Origin of the sequence: Asticcacaulis sp. (assembly GCA_024707255.1) — a bacterium.
Taxonomy (GTDB): domain Bacteria; phylum Pseudomonadota; class Alphaproteobacteria; order Caulobacterales; family Caulobacteraceae; genus Asticcacaulis.
Map to the genome: position 1 here is coordinate 1,339,453 of JANQAC010000001.1, position 16,490 is coordinate 1,355,942.

Genomic DNA, 16,490 nt, shown 5'->3' on the forward strand with positions numbered 1-16,490 from the left:
TCCCTGAACACATGGACGCGCATGTTCCGCACCGGGTTTATCCTGCTGCGTTATGATGCCCTGCTGCCTAAGGAAACGGCGCACCTGCTGCCGCCGCTGCCGCGCCTGGGCATAGGTTTGCTGCGCAGCATATTTGCGAAGAAAAGCACCCTGCGTCCCGGCGAACGCTATGCCATAGCCTTCCAGCAACTGGGACCGGCCTTCATCAAGCTCGGCCAGGTGCTGTCCACGCGCGGCGATATCTTCGGCAAGGCGTTCATCAATGACCTGTCGCATCTGAAGGATAACCTGCCCCCCTTCCCGCGCGAGGTCGCCCTGGCCAGTGTCGAAGAATCGCTCGGCAAGCCGGTCGACGCTATCTTCTCCGAATTCGGCGCGGTGCTGGGCTCGGCCTCCATCGCCCAGGCGCATGAAGCGGTCCTGCTCGATGGCCGCAAGGTCGCCGTCAAGATCCTGCGCCCGGATATCGAAGCCGTGGTGGCCGCCGATATCGCCATGATGACCCTGTCAGCGAAGATCATCGCCTTTTTCTTCCCCTCCGCCCGCCGCCTGGAGCCGGTCGCCTTTGTCGGCACGGTGGCGCAGTCTCTGCTGCTCGAACTCGATCTGCGACTGGAAGCCTCGGCCTGCGACGAGATCGGCAAGACGATCAATGAAGAGCCGTGGATGAAGGCCCCCAAGGTCGTCTGGCACCAGGTGTCGCGCCGCGTGCTGGTCACCGAATGGGCGCCAGGCACGCCGCTCAGCCGCCCCGAAGCCCTGAGCCTGCCGGGTTTGCAGCATAAAGAACTGGCCGATAACCTGATCCGCGCTTTCCTGAGCCAGGCCCTAGATCACGGCGCTTTCCATGCCGACCTGCACGAGGGCAATCTGTTCGTGGCGGCGCCGGCGCAACTGACCGCCATCGATTTCGGCATTATCGGCCGCCTGCGCCCCAAGGAGCGCCGCTATCTGGCGGAAATGCTGTGGGGCTTCCTGCGCCGCGATTACAAGCGCGTGGCCGAGGTTCATTTCGAGGCCGGTTACGTACCGCGTCATCATAATGTCGATTCATTTGCGCAAGCGCTGCGCGCCGTCGGCGAACCGGTTCTGGGCCAGAAGGCCACCGAAGTCTCTATGGGCCGCCTGCTGACGCAACTGTTCGACATCACCGCCCAGTTCGACATGCACCTGCGCCCCGAACTGGTGCTGCTGCAAAAAACCATGGTGTCGGTCGAAGGCGTGGCCCGCCGCATCTACCCCGAACACAACCTGTGGGAAGCCGCCCGCCCGGTGGTCCAGTCGTGGATTTCGCGCGAACTGTCCCCCATCGCCCAGGCGCGCCAGATTGCCGAACGCCTGATCAGCCGCCTGCGCACCGATGATGAGGAAGAGGTCAGCACGCGGCAAACCGTCGAACTAGCCACGCTTCAGCTTGTGGCGCAGCAGGGCCGTACCTTCGGCCTGATCGCCCTGGTGGTGTCGGTTATCTCCCTCGGCGTACTGATCTGGATGGCGGTGCGCTGATCAGCCGCCGTCATAACCGTCCCGTCTTGGCGTGCGGCGCTGGCTTTCAATGATCTTCTGCTGACGCCAGTAGGCCGCGCCATTATCCGGCCGGAACATGGTGCGCGGTGCGCCGGCCCTGGTCATCACCGCAAAGACATTGCCCTTCGGATCGTAAAACAGCGTGTCGCCATTCGTCCGCTTCAATGTCTCGGTGCCGGCCGGCGGATTATGGATGAAGCCATGAACCATGGCCATATAGTCCGGATAGGATTTGGCCGAAAACTCCGGGCCATGCTTCTGGAAATGATAGTGTGCGTTCTCGTCGGCCGAATATTTGCGGTTTTTCGACCACAAGGGCCAGTCGCCATAGCGGGTATCGGTGATGGTCGCGCGGTGGGCGGCAATCGGCAAAGATGCACCGGCAACCGGCGCCGCGTCGATGACCGGCATCGAGGCTTCCTCGACCGGCTTCTCGTCATCCCTCTGCGCCCAGGTCGGCGCTTTCGCGGGCTGAACCTGTTCCGCCGGCGCCTTGCCAGCGCCATCCGGCAGGACGGCGGACGGTCCGGCATCGCAGGCCACAACGCCCAGCAAAAGCAGAGCCGATAACCAGATTCCGCGCATAGCCTTGCCCCCTTGCACCTTCAACCCCACCTATGGCACAACCCGCCGGCAAGTTAAAGGATACCTCGTCATGACGGATCAGCCTGTTTCAAAGCGCATTTTGCTGATCATCGGCGGCGGAATCGCGGCCTACAAGTCACTCGAACTGATCCGCCTGATCAAAAAGGCCGGGCTCGATGTCCGCGTGGTGCTGACCAAGGCCGCGCACCAATTCATCACCCCGCTGACCGCCGCGGCGCTTTCCGGGGACAAGGTCTATACCGACCTGTTCGACCTCACCGACGAGACCGAGATGGGCCATATCATGCTGTCGCGTCAGGCCGATCTCGTCGTGGTGGCGCCCGCCACCGCCGATATGATGGCCAAACAGGCGCAGGGCCCGGCCAATGACCTGGCCTCGACCCTCCTGCTCGCCACCGACAAGCGCGTCCTGCTGGCCCCGGCGATGAATGTCCGCATGTGGCACCATCCGGCCACCCAGCGTAATCTCGATACCCTGAAGGCCGATGGCGTGCTGTTCACCGGCCCCGATGAAGGCGACATGGCCTGCGGCGAATATGGCCTCGGCCGCATGAGCGAGCCGGAAGCGATCCTCGCCGCCATCCAGTTTCACCTGACCGACGGGGTCGATGGGCCCCTCGCCAGCAAGAAGGTGGTCATCACAGCCGGCCCGACCTTTGAGCCTTTGGACCCGGTGCGCGGCCTGACCAATCGCTCCTCCGGCAAGCAAGGCTATGCCATCGCCCAAAAACTGGCGCGTGAAGGCGCCGATGTCACCCTGATTTCCGGGCCAGTCGCCTTGCCAACGCCGGTCGGTGTTACCCGTATCGACGTCGAGACAGCGCAGCAGATGTTCGATGCCGTCCATGCCCAACTGCCCTGCGACGTGTTCGTGGGCGTCGCCGCCGTCGCCGACTGGCGGGCCAAGGATATCGCCGCTGAAAAGCAGAAGAAGACCACGGATAACGAACTGTCCGTCACCTTCGTCAAGAACCCGGACATTCTCGAATCCGTCTCCAAGCATCTTGAGATGCGCCCGCGTCTGGTCATCGGCTTCGCTGCCGAAACCCAGAAGCTGGAAGACTATGCCCACGCCAAACTGGCTTCAAAGGGCTGCGATGCCATCGTCGCCAACAATGTCTCCGAAGGCGTTTTCGGTTCGACGCACAATCAGGCGACCCTCGTCGATCTCGATGGTTTCACCTCCATCGCCGGCACGACCAAGGCCGATATCGCCGATTTCCTCAGCGCCTATATCCAGAAACGCATCGCCTGATCGGTAGTTCGCAGTTTCGTAATCGCGCTTTATCGGGTATCGATTGCGGCGAAGCAGTGACCGCATCTTTTCAAGTTGGACGTATGACTCTTGCAGATACCCCATCGACGCTCGGCAAACGCGCCGATATCCAGGGTATGCGCGCCATCGCCGTTCTGGGCGTCATCGCTTTCCATGCCAGTCACGCCCTTCTGCCGGGCGGCTTTATCGGCGTCGATGTCTTCTTCGTTCTCTCTGGCTACCTGATCACCCAGGTTCTGCTCAAGCCAATGGAGGAAAAGCGCTTTTCCATCCGCGACTTCTACCGCCGCCGTATTCGCCGGCTCTATCCGGCCCTGTTCACGGTTCTGGCCTTTACCCTGATCATGGGACTGGCCTTTTTCCCGCCGACCCTGCTGAAGGAACTGGTCAAGTCGCAGTTCTTCACCACCCTGTTCCTCTCCAATCTCGCCTTCGCCCGCGAGACCGGCTATTTCGACCTTCAGGCCGAGCTGAAGCCCCTGCTGCACACCTGGTCGCTCGGCGTCGAGGAACAGTTCTACGTGCTGTTTCCACCGATCCTTTATGTGCTGCATCGCTGGGGGAAGCGCTTTATGTGGCCTGCGCTCGGTTTGCTGGCGCTTTGGTCGCTGTGGTTCTCTCAAACCCGGCTGGCCGCCCACGCCGAAGTCTCTTTCTATTTCCCGACCTCGCGGGCGTTTGAGCTGCTGATCGGCGCCCTGTGCGTCGGCATCGACCGCCATGTGTCGCTGCTGGTTCTGGCCCAGCGGATTTTAAGCGTTCTCGGCTTGGCCGCGATTGCTATCGGCTTTATCGTCATCAATGCGGACGCCCCTTTCCCCGGCCTGTTGGCCCTGCTGCCCTGCCTGGGCACGGCGGCGCTGCTGGTTTCGCCGCAGGGCTGGGCCAATCGCTGGCTAGCCATCGCGCCTCTGGTGCGCGTCGGCGACATCTCCTATTCGCTCTATCTCTGGCACTGGCCGCTGCTGGTCTTCAGCCGGTTCGTCTTTCCGGATGCGCCCTTCGCCATCATCATCGCGCTGGTCTTGGCATTTGCCATGGCCTGGCTGTCGTGGCGCTATATCGAAACGCCTTTCCTGAAAGACCGTCCGCAAAAACGCCCTATCCCCGTCTGGACCTTCGGCGGGACTGTCATGGCGGCCTCCATTGCCGTCTGCCTGACCGTCTATTATGCCGGCGGCCTGCCGCAGCGCTTTTCGCCGCAGGAACGCGTCTATCTGGCCGCGACCGAAGACTACAATCACGACCGCAAGAACTGCCACATGCGCTCCGACCGGCCGATCGACTATGACCAGCTCTGCACCTACGGCGCGGCCAATGTGCCCGCCAGCTATGCCGTCTGGGGCGACAGTCATGGCGCCGAACTGGCCAGGGCCCTGGGCGAACGCCTGACCGCCAAAGGCCAAAGCCTGAAGTCGATCACCATGTCCGGCTGCCCGGCCACCCTCAGCCGCAGGGCCGTCTGCCGCCAGCACAATATCGATACCCTGGCCGCCATGAAGGCCGATCCGCACATGCAGGTGGTCATTCTGGTCGGCAATCTGCACGATGACGACGCCTCGTCGCGCGATGCTATTAAAGGCATGGAGCACACCGCGCTCGAACTGAAAAAGGCCGGCAAGCAGGTGATCATCGTCTCACCGATCCCGACCTTCGATTATGATCCGCCCTCCAAGCTGGCTCTGGAATCCCGCGCCGGACATGCCCCGGAAACCATCGGCACGCCGCACGCTGTTTATGAGCAGCGCCGCGGCCATATCCGTGATGAATTCATCCGCTTCACCGCCGCCAATGACATGACGGCCATTCGCCCCGACGCCATTTTCTGCGACACCATCTGCCATGTCTATCGCCCCGGCGCCGGTGTGCTCTATTTCAATGCCGGACACCTCAGCCTGACCGGCGCCGGCCTGCTGGCCGACGAAATCGAGCGGACGCTGGAACTGCAATCGACGGATTGATCCACAGGCGCACGAATCCTGTGCATGGTTTTGTTAACCTTTCTAGCCGGCATTTACCCCGCGATACGCACTCTCTAGGATGACATGATCCAGAGAGAACCCGTCATGAACGCCCATACCAAGCCGGAAGCCTCCCCTGAAGTCACCGCTCATGTCGTGCAATTGCCGCACGCGGTCGGCCTGGCCCTGCCGGCCTATGAGACCGAAGGCTCAGCGGGCCTGGATCTGCGCGCCGCCATTACCGAAGGCGAAGAACTGACGCTGAAGCCGATGGCGCGGGCCCTGGTCCCCACCGGCCTGAAAATGTCGGTGCCTCTGGGCTATGAGGTACAGGTGCGCCCGCGCTCCGGCCTGGCCCTGAAATTCGGCATCACCTGCCTGAACACCCCCGGCACGATCGACAGCGATTATCGCGGCGAGGTTGGCGTCATCCTGATCAACCTCGGCTCGGAAGACTTCGTGATCCGCCGCGGCGACCGCATCGCCCAGATGATCGTGGCGCAGCACGCCCGCATCGTCTGGGAAACGCCGGAAAGCCTGGAGGCCACCCAGCGCGGCGAAGGCGGTTTCGGCTCTACCGGGCGCTGATCCCGTCAAGAAATGTCTGGACGAACGCCGTCCTCTGCGGGACAATGCGCCCACCCATATAAAGGCCCCGGTCATGACCTACCACTTCACCAAAGTCCTCGATTGTGCGTTTGACGATGCCGTGGCGCGCACCACGAAGGCCCTGGCCGACCAGGGGTTTGGCGTCCTGACCACCATCGATGTCGCCGCCACCATGAAGGCCAAGCTCGGCGCCGAAATGAAGCCCTATGTCATTCTGGGCGCCTGCAATCCGCAATTCGCCTATCGCGCCCTCCAGGCCGAAAACAAGATCGGCACCATGCTGCCCTGCAATGTCGTGGTTCAGGATATGGGCGGCGGAAAAAGCGAGGTCTCGGCCGTCAATCCGCTGGAATCGATGTCGGCCATAAAGAATGCCACACTGGAACCGATTGCCGGCGAAGTGACCTCGCGCCTGCAAACCATGATTGACAGCCTGTAGGCACTTTCTCGTGGCAAGCGAGTAACACTCGCCAAAATACATATGCTTGTGGCCCCGTCATCACACATTTCCATTTTGCGTGAAACGCGAAACGGATCAGTGTGTCATCATACGTATACGAACTGACGTCTCATGAACGGGACGTGAACCGCAGCCTCAAAAGAGGTTCAGACTTAACGCCTTAATCGCTCTCTGAACATCTGCTTTTGAAAGGGTCATCGTATGAGTGACTTCACGCAATTCCTCCTGACCATGGGGGATTCGATCCAGGCGGCACTGGTGGGACTGAACCCGGTGCCTGTGCTGATCTTCGGCCTGTTCCTCGGCATGATCCAGCCAAGGCGCAGCCCGGCCTGGTTGCTGGCGCCGCTGGCAGTCATCCCGGCCGTGATCGTCACCGCCCTCTTGCCGACGGCCATGGGCTACCAGGCGATCTGGCCGGACCTCACCCAGTTGGAGGTCGAATTCCAGATGATCATGCTTCTGGTCATGAGCTATGTCGTCATCCGGGTTACGGGCCTGATCAAGAGCACATTGCTGCTGATGGCCCCGAAACCGAATGGCCATAAACCGGTCTGACCAGCCAGTTCACGCATCACGAAACACATCGTTTTTTGATTTTTCGTTAACCATGGTAGTGTCCAGTATCGCCTCATACCCGGCGGATCGTAGCCTTATTCATAAAAAGGATACCCTATGAACGATATCTGGACCTTCTTCGTGGCCTTGAGCGATGGTTTCCGCAGTGCGCTCGGTGACATCAATCCCCTGCCCATCCTGGTGGTGGCCATGGTAATCGGCCTGTTGCAGCCCAAATCAGACAGATATGCGCTGAAGGCCGGATTGGCCCTGCTGATCGTTATGGCCTTCAATATCTTCTTGCCGCTGATCAATGGCGGCCGGCCTAATTATCCCGATTTCCGCCACATCGGTGCCATCGTGCAGCTTTTCCTGCTGTTCGTCTTCGCCTACGGCATGATCGGCGTGCTGGGCAGCCTGAAAGCGGCCATGAAACTTGGGGCCGCCAAAAGCGCGCACTGATTTAGGTAGCTCAAGCGCCGGACTAGGCGTCCCCCATGACTTACGCGCAAACGTGCGCGGTGGCCCCACTTTGAGTAATTTGGCGCCCTTGCCGAAACTGCGTTTCGGAATTTAAAAGCCTAAAACGTCCTGCATATCGTACAGGCCGGGCGTTTGGTTGCGGCCCCATAGCCCGGCCTGGATGGCGCCGCGCGCGAACAGGGTACGGTCGCGGGCCGAGTGCGAAAAAGGTGATCAGTTCGTCTTCCGAGGCGAAGAGCACGCTGTGCTCACCGACAATGCCGCCACCACGAATGACCGAAAAGCCGATATCACCGGCACGACGAGCCCCGGTGATGCCATCACGGGCCGCCACCTTCACATCGGCCAAATCGACGCCGCGCCCTTCAGCGGCGGCGGCGGCGAGCATCAGGGCCGTGCCGGAAGGCGCATCGACCTTGCGCCTGTGGTGGGCTTCGGTGACCTCGATATCCCAGTCTTCGGCGCCCAGGCGCGCACTGGCCTGCTTGAGGAGGCCGATCATCATATTGACGCCCAGTGAATAGTTGCCGGATTTGAGCAGAACGACTGTTTCGGCAAAGGGCTTGAGCGCCCCATCCTGTTCGGGCGTAAAGCCAGTGGCGCCGATGACCTGAACGATCGGCGCGCCCCGGCGCTCGCCTTCCGCCGCACAGGCTTCGGCCAGGTGCAGGGTGGCTTCCGGCGTGGAGAAGTCGATAACGATATCCGAGCCGCTCAGATCGAAGGCGTCGCCCTTGTCGAAGCGGGCGGAGAGGGTGTGTCCGGCGTCTTCCAGTACGCGGGCGATGGCCTGGCCCATGCGGCCTTTGGCGCCATTGATGGCGAAACGAGGAGCGGACATGATAAACCCTTGTGCCTTTTCGGAAGTCTGCCTTCGGAATAGGCACAAGGGCTTATGGGGTCAAGGGGCCTATGGCCCCTTGAACTTATAGACCCTGGCTTTCAGCATATGCGCCTGCCCGAAATCCGGCACCTCATATTCCGCCAGAGGCTCCAGCAAATCGACCGGCAAGGGTTTGCGGCCCATATCGCCGACCAGAACCGCAATGCTCTGCGCGACGCATTCGCCGAGAAGCACTGACATCTTTTCAGCCAATGCCGGGTCATAAAAAATATCGCCAGCCAGGATCAGATCGGCCTCCGGCGGTGATGTCAGCTCGCCGGTCATCGCGGCAATCTCCACGTCATTGGCTTGGGCATTCAAAAGCGTGGCGGCGGTTGCGTAAGGATCGATATCGATGGCCGTCACCGCCTGCGCGCCGGCCATCATGGCGGCGATCCCGACCACGCCGGAACCGGAACCCAGATCAATCAAGGACTTACCGCGCACAATTTCCGGATGATCGAGGATATGCCGCGCCAGAACCGTGCCTCCCGCCCAGTGATAAGCCCAATAGGGCGGTGTGCCCCCCAGCCGCGACAGACGGCTGCCGGCATGAGCGCGATAGAGGACGATTTCAGGCAGGCCCGGCGCGGGTTCGAGACGGAGGTTTTGCAGAATGAATTCGCGGGCGTCGGGCATCGGGGTTTGTGGCTTAGGCGCAGGCGGAAAGCAAGACACCCCACCACCCCGCCCTTCGGGCGCGGTCCCCCTCCCCAACAAGTTGGGGAGGTATAAAAGGAAATCCCGCCGGAGAGGCTCCGACGGGATTTCCAAACTCTGTCGCGATTCCGGGTGCAGGGTCCGCGAGCCTGCCGCACTCTTATTGCGCCGCAGCCCCAGTGATGTCTTCCCAGAAGCGCTTCGCCTTGTGCATGAAGCCCTGGCTCTGCGCATAGGACTGCTCCTCGGCCAGGGCCGCGAATTCCTTCATCAGTTCCTTCTGGCGGGCGGTCAGGTGCTTCGGTGTCTCGATGAAGAGCTCGACGATCAGGTCGCCCTTCTTCTTCGAATTGAGCACCGGCATCCCGCGCTCCCTGAGCTTGACCTTGTGGCCGGTCTGGGCGCCTTCGGGAATATCGATCGACAGCTTGCACTGGCCATCGCAGCCTTCGCCACCCATCAGGCAGGGCACGTCCAGTTCGCCGCCGAGAATGGCGGTCGTCATCGGCACGGGGATCGAACAATGCAGGTCGGCGCCATCGCGCTCGAAGATGTCGTGCTCGGCCACGGTCAGGAAGATATAGAGGTCGCCCTTCGGCCCTCCGCGCGTGCCCGCCTGGCCTTCGCCCTTCAGCAGGATGCGCGCGCCATCATCGACGCCGGCCGGAATGCGGACCTTGATATCCTTGTTCTGGCGCACCGGCCATGACCCCGGCAGTTGTCGCAGGGGTCCTTGATCGTCTGGCCCTGGCCGTTACAGGTCGGGCAGGTGCGCTCCACGGCGAAGAAGCCGTTGGAGGCCCTGACACGGCCCTGGCCGCCGCAGGTCGAACAGGTGACCGGCTTGGTGCCGGCCTTGGCGCCGGAGCCATGACAGACCTCGCAGGTCATGGTCGTCGGGATGGTGATCTCGACGTCGGCGCCCTTATAGGCTTGCTCCAGGGTGATTTCGTAATCGGCTCGCACATCCGGCCCGCGCTGCGCGCCCTGCGGACCGCGGCGCTGCTGCTGACCGAAGATATCCCCGAACATTTCCGAGAAGATGTCCTCGACATTCGAGAACCCTTGAGCCCCACCGAAGCCGCCGCCGCCAAACCCACCACCGGCGCTCTGGCCATTCACGCCATCATGACCGTAACGATCATAGGCCGCGCGCTTCTGGGCATCCGACAATACCGAATAGGCTTCGTTGACTTCCTTGAAGCGCGCCTCGGCTCCATCGTCACCGTGATTGCGGTCCGGATGGTGCTCCATGGCCTTTTTGCGGAAAGCCGATTTGAGGACCACCTCATCGACCGTGCGCTCAACGCCCAGCACTTCGTAATAACAACGCTTGCTCATACTGCTTGCCCCGATATCAGCCATGCCGCCGGCGCAACGCGCGGGTAGACGGCCTCATCTGTCCATTTTGTTAGGGAAACCTGAAGGAAAGGCGGCAAGGAGTCAAACCTTGCCGCCCCGTCCGTGCGGGATGCGGCCGCGATACCCGTATCAAGGTCAGCCGTCGCATCCATGTGAGGTCTTAGCCTCGCTTTTGGTCGTCGCCGTCGACTTCCTCGAAATCGGCATCGACCACATTGTCATCGGCGGCCGCCGAAGGCTCTTCGCCACCTTCACCGGCCTGTTGCGCGGCGTACATGGCTTCACCGAGCTTCATCGAGGCGGTCATCAGGGCCTGGTGCTTGGCCTTGATGTCTTCCACGTCTTCGCCGTCCTTGGCCGTCTTGAGGTCGGCAATGGCGGTTTCCACGGCGGTCTTGTCTTCCGCCGAGACCTTGTCGCCAAAGTCCTTCACGGCCTTTTCGGTGGAGTGGATCAGGGCGTCGGCCTGGTTGCGGGCTTCGATGAGGGCCTTGCGCTTCTCATCCTCGGCCTTGTTGGCTTCGGCGTTCTTGATCATTTCCTCGATATCGGCATCCGAGAGGCCGCCATTGGCCTGAATGCGGATCGAGTGCTCCTTGTTGGTCGCCTTGTCCTTGGCGTGGACATTGACGATGCCGTTGGCGTCGATATCGAAGGTGACCTCGATCTGCGGCACGCCGCGCGGCGCCGGCGGGATACCGACCAGGTCGAACTGGCCCAGCAGCTTGTTATCGGCCGCCATCGGGCGCTCGCCCCGGAAGCAGCGGATCGTCACGGCCGACTGGTTGTCGTCGGCAGTCGAGAAGGTCTGCGACTTCTTGGTCGGGATCGTGGTGTTGCGTTCGATCAGCGGGGTGAACACGCCGCCCAGGGTTTCGATGCCCAGGGTCAGCGGGGTCACGTCGAGCAGCAGCACGTCCTTGACATCGCCTTGCAGAACGCCGGCCTGGATGGCGGCGCCGAGTGCCACGACTTCATCCGGGTTCACACCCTTGTGCGGTTCGCGGCCGAAGATGTTCTTCACCGCTTCGACGACCTTCGGCATACGGGTCATGCCGCCGACGAGAACGACTTCATCGATGTCCGAAGCCTTCAGGCCGGCATCCTTCAGCGCCTGCTGGCAGGGGCCAACGGTCTTCTGGATCAGGTCTTCAACCAGGCTTTCCAGCTTGGCGCGGGTCAGCTTCAGGTTCAGGTGCAGCGGGCCCGAAGCGTTCATCGAGATAAACGGCAGGTTCAGGTCGTATTGCGCAACCGTCGACAGTTCCTTCTTGGCCTTTTCCGCTTCTTCCTTGAGGCGTTGCAGGGCCAGCTTGTCGGAACGCAGGTCGACGCCGTTTTCCTTCTTGAACTCGTCGGCCAGGTAGTCAACGACGCGCATGTCGAAGTCTTCACCGCCGAGGAAGGTGTCGCCGTTGGTCGACTTCACTTCAAACACGCCGTCACCGATTTCGAGCACCGACACGTCGAACGTGCCGCCGCCGAGATCATAGACGGCGATCTTCTTGCCGTCGTTCTTGTCGAGGCCATAGGCCGAGGGCGGCGGCGGTCGGCTCGTTGATGATGCGCAGCACTTCCAGACCGGCGATCTTGCCGGCGTCCTTCGTGGCCTGACGCTGGGCGTCGTTGAAATAGGCCGGGACGGTAATGACAGCTTGGGTGACGGTTTCGCCGAGATAGGCTTCGGCGTCTTCCTTCAGCTTCATCAGGATGAAGGCCGAAACCTGCTGCGGCGAATAGTCCTTGCCGTGGGCCTTGACCCAGGCGTCGCCATTGGGGCCCTTGGAGATTTCGTAGGGCACCATGCCCTTGTCCTTCTGGACCATCGGGTCGGAATAGTTGCGGCCGATCAGGCGCTTGATGGCAAAGAAGGTGTTGGACGGGTTGGTGACGGCCTGGCGCTTGGCGGGCTGGCCAACCAGGCGCTCCGAGTCGTCGACAATGGCGACGACGGACGGCGTGGTGCGCACGCCTTCGGCGTTTTCGATCACCTTGGGGTTCTTGCCGTCCATGACGGCGACGCAGGAATTGGTCGTGCCGAGGTCGATACCGATAATTTTAGCCATGGATTTCAATCTGCTCCGTTGAGGCGAATGGGTTTTGGCGGCCTTATGAAAGAGAAGCGCCGCACATGTCCATCCCCGTTAAGATGAATTAAGGGATTTTTTCAAGCCCCCTCCCAAAGAAGGACACCTGAAAGCTGTAGCCGATATGGGAGATTGAAACGCCCCTGCAAGGGTATGGGGCCAAATGCCCCTAAAAATTTTACGGGCAGGGTCGCGGACCCTGCACCCGGAAATACTACAGCGCGTGTGGCAGCTTTCAATGATATTGCGGATATTTGGTGCAATTTTTACCGCAAGCCGTTTATGTTCGATTTTTGACGGGCTCTTCAGAATTAAGGAGGGAAAATGCCAATTCCCGATTATCAAGCACTTATGTTACCAGTCTTGCAGCTTGCGGCAGCAAGTGAAACCCGTGTGCCAGAGGTCGCAAATAAGATTGCAAATCAATTGGGGCTTTCTGAGGCAGAGTGTGAAGAAATGCTTCCCAGCGGTCGGCAACGGCTTTTGCATAACAGAGTGCATTGGGCCAAATTTTACATGTCTAAAGCGGGTTTGATTGATAGCCCGGTTCGTGGACGTTTCACAATAAGCGAAGCGGGTCGCAAACTACTGGCCAGCAAACCAAAGTCTCTGAATGTAGAGACGTTGAAAACATATCCCGCTTTCGCAAGCTTCTATTCTTCCAGCAACTCAAGTGCCATCAAATCCGAAGCACTATCCGAAAGTACAAATCAGATAATTGATCTGACAGCTTCCACAACTCCCGAAGAACAAATCGATGCGGCTCAGGCGGTTCTGCATCAAGCTTTGAAATCGGACCTATTGCAACGCATACTTACGCAAAGTCCGGCTTTCTTTGAACGTGCTATCGTAGATCTCCTCGTTGCCATGGGTTATGGCGGAAGTCATGACGATGCGGCGCGTCGTTTAGGCAAGACCGGCGATGGCGGAATCGATGGTGTAATCGATGAGGATCGGCTGGGTTTGGATCGTATATATGTACAGGCCAAACGGTATGCGCCACATGTTGGTGTTGGACGGCCAGAAGTACAGGCTTTTGTCGGCAGTCTCGTTGGATTCGGGGCATCGAAGGGCGTATTTGTTACGACTTCAAGTTTTAGTGCGCCAGCTATGGATTTTGTTCGCCATCTTCCTCAGCGGATCGTCCTCATTGACGGCGATCGTTTGGCTGACCTTATGATTGAACATGGGGTAGGTGTGCGCGTGGCGCGTAGTTTAAACGTGAAACGACTCGATGAAGATTTCTTTTTGGAAGAGTAAAGAGCATTGCGAAATTTGGATAAATCCCGATTTAGGCAAGGTCTTCATAATTTCTCCTCCCCTGCGATAGCGGGGGAGGTGGCAGCGCCCAGTCCTTGCGGGCAAAGCCCGCAGGGCTGGTGTCGCTGACGGAGGGGGCTACTCCACTGTCAGTAATGCCCCCTTCGTCTCGATGCGCTTCGCTTGCTCGCCACCTCCCCCGCTTCGCCAAGAGGCTTGCAAGGGAGGAGAACATGATTTTATCCCCGCTCCCCAAAACCGCGCCATCATTCCCTGATGGAGACCTCTGACGACATCGCCGCCCCCCTCTCGCCGCTCGAACAGCGGCGGGCGGCGTTGCGCGCCTTATCCGACGAGATCATGGAGACCATCAAGACTCTGCCCAAACCGCAATCCTGGCTGGAAGGCGACCGCGCCATGCGCTGCCTCGGCACCGCTGATCGCGTCACGATCCAGTTGTTCAGCAAGGTCAAGGCGCCCAAGTCAGCACCTCGACCGGTCGCGCCGGTTCGCATACCGGAACCGGAAGCGCCTTTCGTCTATGTCTATGACGATGACGGCGTGGACGATGCCGAAGATACTGATGGCGGCGCGGCGCTCGATGCCGCCCTGGACGATATGGAAACCCTGCTCGACGCCATCGATCGCGGCGAGACGCCGCCCCCGGTCAAACAGCCCGCAACGCCCACGGCCACCAGCCCCAATACGCCTTACCACAATCTGGCGCAGACCTTCGCCCGTGGCCGCGACCTGCTCACACAACTGGCCACACCCACCCTAAACACAGCCTCTGCCTCCCCATGACCTTGGCGAGCCGGGCCTATCGCGCTCAGCCAAGTTCCTGCGCGAGGCCGATCAGAAGCCCTTCGGGCCCGCGGATATAGCAGAGCAGATAAACGTTCTGATAATTGACGACCTCGCCCACAAGCTGCGCGCCGTGATTACCGAGTCGCGCCAGCGTCCCGTCAAGATCGTCAACGGCAAACATGACGCGGAGATAACCCAGGGCATTGACCGGGGCCTTGCGGTGATCCGCCACGACCGCCGGCCGAAGAAAGCGGGAAAGCTCAAGCCGGCTGTGCCCGTCCGGCGTACGCATCATGGCGATCTCGACGTGCTGATCACCCAGGCCGGTGACACGCCCGGCCCATTCGCCTTCGATCGCGGCACGGCCTTCCAGTTCAAGGCCGAGATCGAGAAAGAAATCAATCGTCGCATCAAGATTTTCGACGACGATTCCCATATTATCCAGTCGTTTGACGGCCATGCGATTACAATTCCTTTGAACGCACGCTCAGATGTTCAACATTCAGCGTCCCCACCGACAGTTTCTCGATGCGTGCTTCCAGAATGCGCAGCCGCCCGATCACCACCGCTCCCACGGCAATGGCGCCGATGGCGAACGCCCCAAGCGCAACCGCACCAACCGCCAACGCACCCATTGTCACATTGCCGCGCCGTGTCAGATGCGTCACGGACGCGAGCCCAGCATACCGAACATGGCGCCTTGCGGATCACTGGCCGTCACCGCCCACATGCCGCCGGGCACCTCCATCGGCGGCACCAGAATCGCACCGCCGCCGGAGGTCACGCGCCCCACCGCGGCGTCGATATCGCCGACATTGAAATAGAACAGCCACGCCTGCTGCGGCAGCGGATTGTTCATCATGCCGCCGGTCTGGACACCGCCCGACGTGAACACCTGATAGGTGCCCATCGGTCCCATATCCATGGCCACGTCCTTCACCCAGCCGAAACGGCCGGCGTAGAAATCGAACGCCTTTTCCCAGTCCTTGCCGTGATATTCGTTCCAGCCGCAATGGCCCTTTTGCGAACTGAAAGCCTGGCTCTCGCCTTCGCCGGTCGGGGCCATGACATAGATCGCCGCGCCCTGCGGATCAGCCACCATGGCCATGCGGCCGACTTCGGGCAGATCATTAGCGGGCCACAGAACCTTGCCGCCGGCCGCCTCGAAGGCGGTAAGCTGGGCATCGACATCGGCCACATTGATATAGCCGAACCAGGCGGACGGCATTCCCGCATCCGGCGCTGTCATCATGCCGCCCACGCCTTCGCCGGCGGCTGTTATGCGGCGGTAATCCATGCCGGGCGTCTCGCTGGCCAGCACCTTCCAGCCGACGACATCGCTGTAGAAACCGATCGCGGCGTCGAGATCCTGGGTAATCAGTTCGTACCAGATAAAACGGCTGTCCATTGCATCCTCCACGTCTTGACCGCCGCATCATGAACCCGCGCCGGCCAGAAAGAGTCAGCAGAACCTAAAGCCGCGTCCAGACCTGAGTTTCACAAAAAATCTTCAGAGCACAGCCCTGCAATTTGAGCTGATTGCCAGTCACCGCCGCCGACCCCTCATAAGTCTTATTGTTCTGCGGCTTGGTTACCTGACCCTTATAAAGCCCGCCATTGCCTTTCAGGTGACCGATTTCCTTACCTGCATAGGGGCCGTTGATGAGCTTGATGCAGAACCCTTCGGCGCAGGGCGCGATACGGGCGGTATCGCCCTTCATCGTCTTCCAGTCGCCCTCGATCGGCTCCGCGGCGATGGCCGAACCGGTCCACATCGCCAGAACGCCCACCAGTAAAATTTTACGAATCACGGCTGTTCTCCACTTTGTTTCCTGTTGCCGCCTGACGCTAAGTCAACAGTGACAGGGCATAATGCCTGTCCGCTTGACGTAAACGTAACCCCCTCCTGACGGGAATGTCAAATTTATTACACTCCCGAAAAAGTTGACAC

The 16,490-nt window shown here is 60.5% G+C and carries 15 protein-coding genes and 3 pseudogenes; 9 read left to right on the forward strand and 9 right to left on the reverse strand.

The features are described 5' to 3' along the window. Window positions 1-21 precede the first annotated feature (21 nt). Entirely contained in the window at window positions 22-1,506 is a 1,485-nt protein-coding gene (gene ubiB / locus NVV72_06460; GenBank protein MCR6658990.1) for a 2-polyprenylphenol 6-hydroxylase, read from the forward strand. On the opposite strand, the gene NVV72_06465 is transcribed toward ubiB, so the two are convergent. Continuing rightward, window positions 1,507-2,112 carry a hypothetical protein gene (locus NVV72_06465; protein MCR6658991.1) on the reverse strand — a complete coding sequence of 202 codons (606 nt, stop codon included), beginning with the start codon at window positions 2,110-2,112 and terminating at the stop codon, window positions 1,507-1,509. Window positions 2,113-2,182: 70 nt separating this feature from the next. Between NVV72_06465 and coaBC the strand changes: the two genes are divergently transcribed. The 6 genes from coaBC to NVV72_06495 all read left to right on the forward strand — a co-directional run bounded on the left by coaBC (window position 2,183) and on the right by NVV72_06495 (window position 7,459). Further along, window positions 2,183-3,388: a bifunctional phosphopantothenoylcysteine decarboxylase/phosphopantothenate--cysteine ligase CoaBC gene (gene coaBC, locus NVV72_06470; protein ID MCR6658992.1), complete on the forward strand. Its 1,206-nt coding sequence runs from the start codon at window positions 2,183-2,185 to the stop codon at window positions 3,386-3,388. 83 nt (window positions 3,389-3,471) lie between these two features. Continuing rightward, on the forward strand, window positions 3,472-5,370 hold the full coding sequence (locus tag NVV72_06475; protein ID MCR6658993.1) for an acyltransferase: 1,899 nt from the start codon (window positions 3,472-3,474) through the stop codon (window positions 5,368-5,370). A 105-nt stretch (window positions 5,371-5,475) separates the two neighbouring features. Beyond that, window positions 5,476-5,958 carry a dUTP diphosphatase gene (gene dut / locus NVV72_06480; GenBank protein ID MCR6658994.1) on the forward strand — a complete coding sequence of 161 codons (483 nt, stop codon included), beginning with the start codon at window positions 5,476-5,478 and terminating at the stop codon, window positions 5,956-5,958. 73 nt (window positions 5,959-6,031) lie between these two features. Then, window positions 6,032-6,418, forward strand: coding sequence for a DUF302 domain-containing protein (locus NVV72_06485; GenBank protein ID MCR6658995.1), 387 nt, complete (start codon window positions 6,032-6,034; stop codon window positions 6,416-6,418). Between the two features lie 222 nt (window positions 6,419-6,640). Further along, a complete protein-coding gene (locus NVV72_06490) occupies window positions 6,641-6,997 on the forward strand; it encodes a hypothetical protein (protein MCR6658996.1) in 357 nt (118 codons plus the stop codon). Window positions 6,998-7,114: 117 nt separating this feature from the next. Further along, entirely contained in the window at window positions 7,115-7,459 is a 345-nt protein-coding gene (locus NVV72_06495) for a hypothetical protein (GenBank protein ID MCR6658997.1), read from the forward strand. Between the two features lie 111 nt (window positions 7,460-7,570). Here the strand turns inward: NVV72_06495 and dapB are convergent. The 4 genes and pseudogenes from dapB to dnaK form a co-directional block, all read right to left on the reverse strand. Continuing rightward, window positions 7,571-8,321: pseudogene (gene dapB, locus NVV72_06500) on the reverse strand (4-hydroxy-tetrahydrodipicolinate reductase). Between the two features lie 69 nt (window positions 8,322-8,390). After that, window positions 8,391-9,002, reverse strand: a complete 612-nt coding sequence (locus tag NVV72_06505) for a 50S ribosomal protein L11 methyltransferase (protein MCR6658998.1) — start codon at window positions 9,000-9,002, stop codon at window positions 8,391-8,393. 181 nt (window positions 9,003-9,183) lie between these two features. Further along, window positions 9,184-10,364, reverse strand: a pseudogene (gene dnaJ / locus NVV72_06510) (molecular chaperone DnaJ). Between the two features lie 181 nt (window positions 10,365-10,545). After that, window positions 10,546-12,451, reverse strand: a pseudogene (gene dnaK / locus NVV72_06515) (molecular chaperone DnaK). Window positions 12,452-12,796: 345 nt separating this feature from the next. On the opposite strand from dnaK, the gene NVV72_06520 reads away from it, so the two are divergent. Continuing rightward, entirely contained in the window at window positions 12,797-13,732 is a 936-nt protein-coding gene (locus tag NVV72_06520) for a restriction endonuclease (GenBank protein MCR6658999.1), read from the forward strand. 276 nt (window positions 13,733-14,008) lie between these two features. Further along, window positions 14,009-14,536 (forward strand): hypothetical protein, encoded by a 528-nt coding sequence (locus NVV72_06525; protein ID MCR6659000.1) that lies wholly within the window; start codon window positions 14,009-14,011, stop codon window positions 14,534-14,536. A gap of 25 nt (window positions 14,537-14,561) precedes the next feature. On the opposite strand, the gene NVV72_06530 is transcribed toward NVV72_06525, so the two are convergent. From NVV72_06530 to NVV72_06545, 4 genes are all read right to left on the reverse strand, one after another. Next, window positions 14,562-14,999 (reverse strand): VOC family protein, encoded by a 438-nt coding sequence (locus tag NVV72_06530; GenBank protein MCR6659001.1) that lies wholly within the window; start codon window positions 14,997-14,999, stop codon window positions 14,562-14,564. Window positions 15,000-15,003: 4 nt separating this feature from the next. Beyond that, window positions 15,004-15,207 (reverse strand): hypothetical protein, encoded by a 204-nt coding sequence (locus NVV72_06535; protein ID MCR6659002.1) that lies wholly within the window; start codon window positions 15,205-15,207, stop codon window positions 15,004-15,006. Beyond that, entirely contained in the window at window positions 15,204-15,947 is a 744-nt protein-coding gene (locus NVV72_06540) for a VOC family protein (protein ID MCR6659003.1), read from the reverse strand. The genes NVV72_06535 and NVV72_06540 overlap by 4 nt, the downstream gene beginning before the upstream one ends. 64 nt (window positions 15,948-16,011) lie before the next feature. Further along, the gene (locus tag NVV72_06545) at window positions 16,012-16,350 is read right to left on the reverse strand and encodes a DUF2147 domain-containing protein (GenBank protein ID MCR6659004.1); all 339 of its coding nucleotides are present in this window, start codon (window positions 16,348-16,350) and stop codon (window positions 16,012-16,014) included. Window positions 16,351-16,490 lie beyond the last annotated feature (140 nt).